6 protein-coding genes and 2 pseudogenes are annotated in these 5,293 nt (G+C 72.2%); 4 read left to right on the top strand and 4 right to left on the bottom strand.

What is annotated here, in order from left to right; all coding sequences use genetic code 11:
- Positions 1 to 328 (bottom strand): annotated as a pseudogene (locus R6V09_RS45095) (putative protein N(5)-glutamine methyltransferase); the annotation flags it as partial.
- Positions 329 to 612: 284 nt separating this feature from the next.
- Here R6V09_RS45095 and R6V09_RS45090 point away from each other — a divergent pair.
- Positions 613 to 1,017, top strand: coding sequence for a MarR family winged helix-turn-helix transcriptional regulator (locus R6V09_RS45090; protein WP_317887279.1), 405 nt, complete (start codon positions 613 to 615; stop codon positions 1,015 to 1,017).
- Positions 1,018 to 1,032: 15 nt separating this feature from the next.
- Here R6V09_RS45090 and R6V09_RS45085 read toward each other — a convergent pair whose 3' ends face one another.
- Both R6V09_RS45085 and R6V09_RS45080 read right to left on the bottom strand, forming a co-directional pair.
- Positions 1,033 to 1,755: a GNAT family N-acetyltransferase gene (locus R6V09_RS45085; protein ID WP_317887278.1), complete on the bottom strand. Its 723-nt coding sequence runs from the start codon at positions 1,753 to 1,755 to the stop codon at positions 1,033 to 1,035.
- Positions 1,752 to 2,678 (bottom strand): NADP-dependent oxidoreductase, encoded by a 927-nt coding sequence (locus tag R6V09_RS45080; protein ID WP_317887277.1) that lies wholly within the window; start codon positions 2,676 to 2,678, stop codon positions 1,752 to 1,754. Before R6V09_RS45080 ends, R6V09_RS45085 begins: the two co-directional genes overlap by 4 nt.
- Before the next feature lie 226 nt (positions 2,679 to 2,904).
- Here R6V09_RS45080 and R6V09_RS45075 point away from each other — a divergent pair, with 226 nt between their 5' ends.
- From R6V09_RS45075 to R6V09_RS45065, 3 genes are all read left to right on the top strand, one after another.
- Positions 2,905 to 3,510 carry a sulfite oxidase-like oxidoreductase gene (locus tag R6V09_RS45075; RefSeq protein ID WP_317887276.1) on the top strand — a complete coding sequence of 202 codons (606 nt, stop codon included), beginning with the start codon at positions 2,905 to 2,907 and terminating at the stop codon, positions 3,508 to 3,510.
- A complete protein-coding gene (locus R6V09_RS45070) occupies positions 3,503 to 4,258 on the top strand; it encodes a ferredoxin reductase (protein WP_317887275.1) in 756 nt (251 codons plus the stop codon). The genes R6V09_RS45075 and R6V09_RS45070 overlap by 8 nt, the downstream gene beginning before the upstream one ends.
- A gap of 184 nt (positions 4,259 to 4,442) precedes the next feature.
- Positions 4,443 to 5,027, top strand: coding sequence for an Rv1733c family protein (locus tag R6V09_RS45065; protein ID WP_317887274.1), 585 nt, complete (start codon positions 4,443 to 4,445; stop codon positions 5,025 to 5,027).
- 50 nt (positions 5,028 to 5,077) lie between these two features.
- Here the strand turns inward: R6V09_RS45065 and R6V09_RS45060 are convergent.
- A pseudogene (locus tag R6V09_RS45060) lies at positions 5,078 to 5,293 on the bottom strand (8-oxoguanine deaminase); the annotation flags it as partial.

Raw genomic sequence — 5,293 nt, 5'->3', positions numbered from 1 at the left:
CGCCGACCGCGCCGGAACCGCAGCACAGGTCCACGACGACGGCCGCGTCCGGCGCGTGGGCGAGGGCCTGGTCGACGAGGAACTCGGTACGGCGGCGGGGCACGAACACGCCGGGTTCCAGGGCGATGCGCAAGCCCCTGAACTCGGCGTGGCCGACGACGAGTTCGAGCGGCAGGCCCTCGACGCGGCGGTCCACCATGGCGGCGACCTCGTCCGGGGTGCGGGCGGCGGAGAGGATCAGCCGCGCCTCGTCCTCGGCGAAGACACAGCCCGCGGCACGGAGCGCGGCGACGACGGAGGCGGGGGAAACGGGGGAAAGAGGAGGCATGGAAGCCGAGAGCCTTTCGGAAGGTGGCCGAAGGGCGCTCTCGCGGTCACCTGCTACCGGTGGACCGAGCTGTCCTGAGGTGAGAGCACCCGGCATGACACAGCGGAAATGAGTCTCACCTCCCGGGAGTTCAGGGTCGCGGACGTCCGCGACCGGAGGGCAACAGTACCCGAAGCACAGGACCGACGAGGGGCCGGGTTCCCCTCTGAGTTGTACTGTGCAACCAGGAGAGCGAAGGAGACGCGGTGCGAGCGGACCGGGCCCTGGAGACCATCCAGCGCGAGATGACGACCTTCGCGCGGCGCGCCCGGGCTTCGGCGGGCCGGCTGCACCCCGAACTGTCGCTGGTGTCGTACACCCTGCTCAGCCACCTGGAGGAGCACGACGGCCGCCGGGCCACCGACCTGGCCGCCCACTACGCCCTCGACAAGTCCACGGTCAGCCGCCAGGTCGCCGCCCTGGAGCGCGCAGGCCTCATCGAGCGGCGCCCCGATCCCGAGGACCACCGCGTCCAGGTCCTGCATCTGACCGACGCCGGCCGCCGGATCCTCGCCCGGGTCACCGAGAACCGCCAGGCCGCCTTCCGTGAGCGGCTGGCGGGCTGGCCGGAGGAGGATCTGCAGCGGTTCGCCGGCTATCTGGAGCGCTACAACTCGTGGTCGGCAGAGAGTCCCGCCGAGGAAAGCTGACGGTTCGGTCCTGTCCTACGACACCCGGACGGCCCGGGTCTCGGTCAGGTGCTCCGGCGCCCGTGCCGCGAGGAACGCGGTGGTCCGGCGCAGCCGGAAGCCCAGGGACTCGTAGAGCCGTATCGCTGTGGTGTTGCCCGCGCCGGTGTGCAGGAACGGGGTCTCGCCGCGTTCGCGGATGCCGTGGGCGACGGCGAGGATCAGGCGGCTGGCGAGGCCCTCGCCGCGGGCGGCGGGGTCGGTGCAGACGGCGCTGATCTCGGTCCAGCCGGGCGGGTGGAGACGTTCGCCGGCCATGGCGACGAGGGCGCCGTCGCGGCGGATGCCCAGGTAGGTGCCGAGTTCGACGGTGCGCGGCAGGAAGGGGCCGGGCCTGGTCCGTTCCACGAGGTCGAGCATCTCGGGGACGTCGGCCGGGCCCAGGAGGATCGCCTCCGGGTCGGGTGCGGCGGCCAGCCCGTCGTCCACCATCTGTACGCCGTCGATGTCGAAGGTGATCTCCCAGCCGGCCGGGACCCTGCCCCTGAAACCGAGGAGCGGGATCTCGGCGCCCGGGCCGGAGAAGGCGGCGACGTCCGCCCAGTCGTCGGCGTCGGGCTCGTCGGGCAGGGCCAGCCACGGGGTCACGTCGACCGGGTAGCGCAGGATGCGGCCGCGCCGCTCGGCGAAGTGGGCGTGCGGGCCGGTGAGGGCGGCGCGGGCGGGGTTGTCGAGGACGCGCTCGTCGGAGGTGCTCATGCGGCGACCTCAATCACGATCTTGCCGCGCGCGTGGCCGTCCTCGACGGTGCGCAGGGCCTCGCCGGCCCGATCGAGCGGGAACGTCTCGGTCACATGAGGGTCCAGTTGGCCGCCGACCACGAGCTGCGCGACCTCGTCGAGTACGGCCGCGTTGCGGGCGCGCTCGACGCGGGCGCCGCCGAGCTTCTCGACCTCGGGGGCGGGGGCCCCTGCGGTGATCAGTTTCGTGGGGTCGGTGAGCAGGGTCGCGGCCTCGGCGAGCACTTCGCCGCCGACGAGGTCGTAGACGCCGTCGACACCCTCAGGGGCGACCGCACGCACCCGTACGGCCAGGTCGGGTCCGGACGGGACGTGGACCGCGCCCAGCGACTCCACGAAGTCCTTCTTGCCCGCGCTCGCCAGGCCCACGGCACGCAGTCCGAGGGCACGGGCGATCTGCAGGGCCGCGGAGCCGACGCCGCCGCCCGCGCCGGTGATCAGCACGGTCGCGCCGGCCGGCAGGTCGAGCTGGCGGACGCCGTCGTAGGCGGTCGCCGCGGCGACGGGCAGGGTGGCGGCGTCCCGGAAGGACAGCTCGGCGGGTTTGTGCGCGGTGACCGTCACGGGCAGCAGGGCGTACTCGGCGTAGCCGCCGGCCACCGTGTTGCCGAAGACCTCGTCGCCGACGGCGATGCCGTCCACACCTGCGCCGATCTCCTCGACGACGCCGGAGACCTCGCTGCCGAAGACCGCAGGAAAGGTACGTGTATCCGTCTCGCCGGGCCGCCGGTAGCCGGTGCGCAACTTCCAGTCGACGGGGTTCACCCCGGCCGCGCGTACCGCGACAAGGACTTCACCGGGACCGGGACGCGGCCGGTCGACCTCGACGAGCGCCTCCGTCTCAGGCCCCCCGTAACGCGTGAAGACGTATGCCTTGGGCATCTGTTCCCTCACTCTCCTTCGCGGTCACCACATCCCCGGCACTCAGGACCAAGGTCGCCCACCGGGCGGCTATTCCCCGGAACACGGAGAGTTCATACGGCCGCAATGATCGGCGGTGCCCCTCGGACCTGGGCATACCCGGTGGACGCGTACCGTTGAAACGAGAAACCACTGATCACGCTCGCCCGGCGGAACCGCGCCGCAGCGGCCTGGAGGCTCCACCCGTATGCACGTCACCCGAGGCTTCACCGGACGCCCCCGCGTCCCCGACGCCGGCCTGCCGCCCGGCCAGTACGACGCGGGCGACGACTGGCCCGTCCTGTCCGCCGAGGTCACCCCCGACCTGGCGCCCGCCGACTGGACGTTCCGCGTCGACGGACTGGTCGAGCAGCCGCGCACCTGGAACTGGACGCAGGCCCATGAACTGCCCGCGTCGGCCTACGAGGGTGACATCCACTGTGTGACGAGCTGGTCCAAGTTCGGGGTGCGGTTCGGGGGTGTATCGCTGGACGCCTTCTTTGATGTGGTGCGGCCCCATGTGTCCGCCACACATGTGGTCGCCTATTCGCACACCGGGTACACCACGAACCTCCCGCTCTCCGACGTGACCGGTGGACGTGCCTGGATCGCGTGGGAGTACGACGGAAAGCCGCTGCCCGCCGAGCACGGCGGCCCCGCCCGGCTGCTGGTGCCGCACCTGTACTTCTGGAAGAGCGCCAAGTGGATCGCGGGCCTGCGTCTCCTCGACCACGACGAGCCGGGCTTCTGGGAGCAGAACGGCTATCACGCCCGGGGCAACCCCTGGGAGGAACAGCGGTACTCCGGTGACTGACACCTTCGCCCCCACCACCAGGTTCGCGGTGCCGGGACGCATCGCCGTGAGCAACCGGGCCGCCGCCGTGTGGCAGACCGCCACGCTCACCGAGATCCGCCGGGAGACCCCGCACGCCTCGACGTTCCGGTTCGCGGTGCCCGGCTGGAGCGGCCATCTGGCGGGCCAGCATCTGATGCTGCGGCTGCGCGCCGAGGACGGCTATGTGGCGCAGCGCCACTACTCGATCGCCTCGCACCCGGACGACGCCGGACATGTGGAACTGACCCTCGACCATGTCGAGGGCGGTGAGGTGTCCGGCTGGTTCCACACGGTGGCCGAGCCCGGTGACGAGGTCGAGGTGCGCGGCCCGCTGAGCGGCTTCTTCGCCTGGCCCGGCGACCGGCCCGCGCTGCTGCTGGGCGCCGGTTCCGGTGTCGTACCGCTGATGTCGATGCTCCGGCAGCACCGGGCTCGGCGGCTGTCCGTGCCGCTGCGGCTGGTGGTGTCGGCGCGCGGTCCCGAGGAGCTGATCTACGCGCGGGAGTACGGCGCGGAGACCACCACCGTGTTCACGCGCAGCGCGCCACAGGGTGTGCCGGTGGGACGTATGGCCGCGGCACATGTGGCGCCGTTCCTGGCCGAGCAGCCTCCTGGTGGGTGGGAGGCCTATGTGTGCGGCTCCAACGGGTTCGCCGAGCATGCCTCACGGCTGCTGGTCGAGGCGGGGCAGCCGGTTGACCGCATCCGCATCGAACGCTTCGGCTGACGCCGTCCCTGCAGCCGCGCGTGCCGATCTCCTCGGCTCCGGTTGAGGGAAGTACCTCGGAGGGGGTACGACATCAGTGTGGACGCTCGCATGCGTGCGCGGCGTCGAGGCAGCGGCTGACCGGCCCCACAGGGGGCTTCGGGTCCTCCGGTTCCTCGGCTCCGGTGACGGCGAGGAGGCCGACATGCGGACCCGGGTACGGAGTCGACGCCGACGGCACAATCCGCTGCGGCGCCGGTCGGATGTCGTGGAGACGTGGACGGCGCTGGCCATCGCCGTCCTCCTGTTCGTCTGTGCGCCCCTCGCCGGGGCCGCCGCGGGTCTGTGGGCCCACGACCAGGCCCGGACGATCGCCGCGACCCAGCGTGCCGACCGTCATCGCGTCCACGCACAGGTCATCGGAAACCCGCCTGCCGGCATCCCCTCGGTGAAGGACACCGGCCCGCGCTCCCTGTGGGTGGTGGTGCGCTGGACGATGCCGGGACACGGGCCGCGTACGGCCACGGTCGAGGTCCCGGCGGACACGGCACGCGGTGACGTGGTGGACGTATGGCTCGACGCGAAGGGTCGCAGTGTCGCCGCGCCGGCCGGTGAAGTGGCCGTCTGGCAGCACACGGTGACGGTCGGCGTGTGGGTCGCGGGCGGCATGGTCGGCCTGGTCCTCCTCGCCTCCGCGGTGACCCGGCGGATTGCGCTGCGCCACCGGTTGGCCGAGTGGGAACGGGACTGGGCGCTCACCGAACCGCAGTGGACCCGACGGCGAGCGTGACGCGAGGACGGTGACGTCAGAACCATGTGACCGCCGCCCATGGACCGCCGCTACACCTTCTGCTGCATACGACGTGCGACCCGCCCATGGTCCCGCAGCACATCCCCCAGCGCGGGCAGCACCGGTTCGCCCCGGTCGACGAGGACCCGCCCACCGACGACGGTCGTCCACGCCCGCGCAGGCCCGCAGCGCAGCCACGCCTCGACGGGATCGCTCAGCGCGCCGGCGAGGGCGACCTCGTGCAGGTCCCAGACGACCAGGTCGGC

The sequence above is a fragment of the Streptomyces sp. W16 genome (assembly GCF_033194735.1).
GTDB lineage: Bacteria > Actinomycetota > Actinomycetes > Streptomycetales > Streptomycetaceae > Streptomyces.
This window is presented reverse-complemented; position numbering and strand designations above follow the sequence as displayed.

Coding starts and splice junctions, on each gene's coding strand:
- R6V09_RS45090 (WP_317887279.1), top strand. CDS start 613: ATGACGACCTTCGCGCGGCGCGCCCGGGCTTCGGCGGGCCGGCTGCAC.
- R6V09_RS45085 (WP_317887278.1), bottom strand. CDS start 1,755: ATGAGCACCTCCGACGAGCGCGTCCTCGACAACCCCGCCCGCGCCGCC.
- R6V09_RS45080 (WP_317887277.1), bottom strand. CDS start 2,678: ATGCCCAAGGCATACGTCTTCACGCGTTACGGGGGGCCTGAGACGGAG.
- R6V09_RS45075 (WP_317887276.1), top strand. CDS start 2,905: ATGCACGTCACCCGAGGCTTCACCGGACGCCCCCGCGTCCCCGACGCC.
- R6V09_RS45065 (WP_317887274.1), top strand. CDS start 4,443: ATGCGGACCCGGGTACGGAGTCGACGCCGACGGCACAATCCGCTGCGG.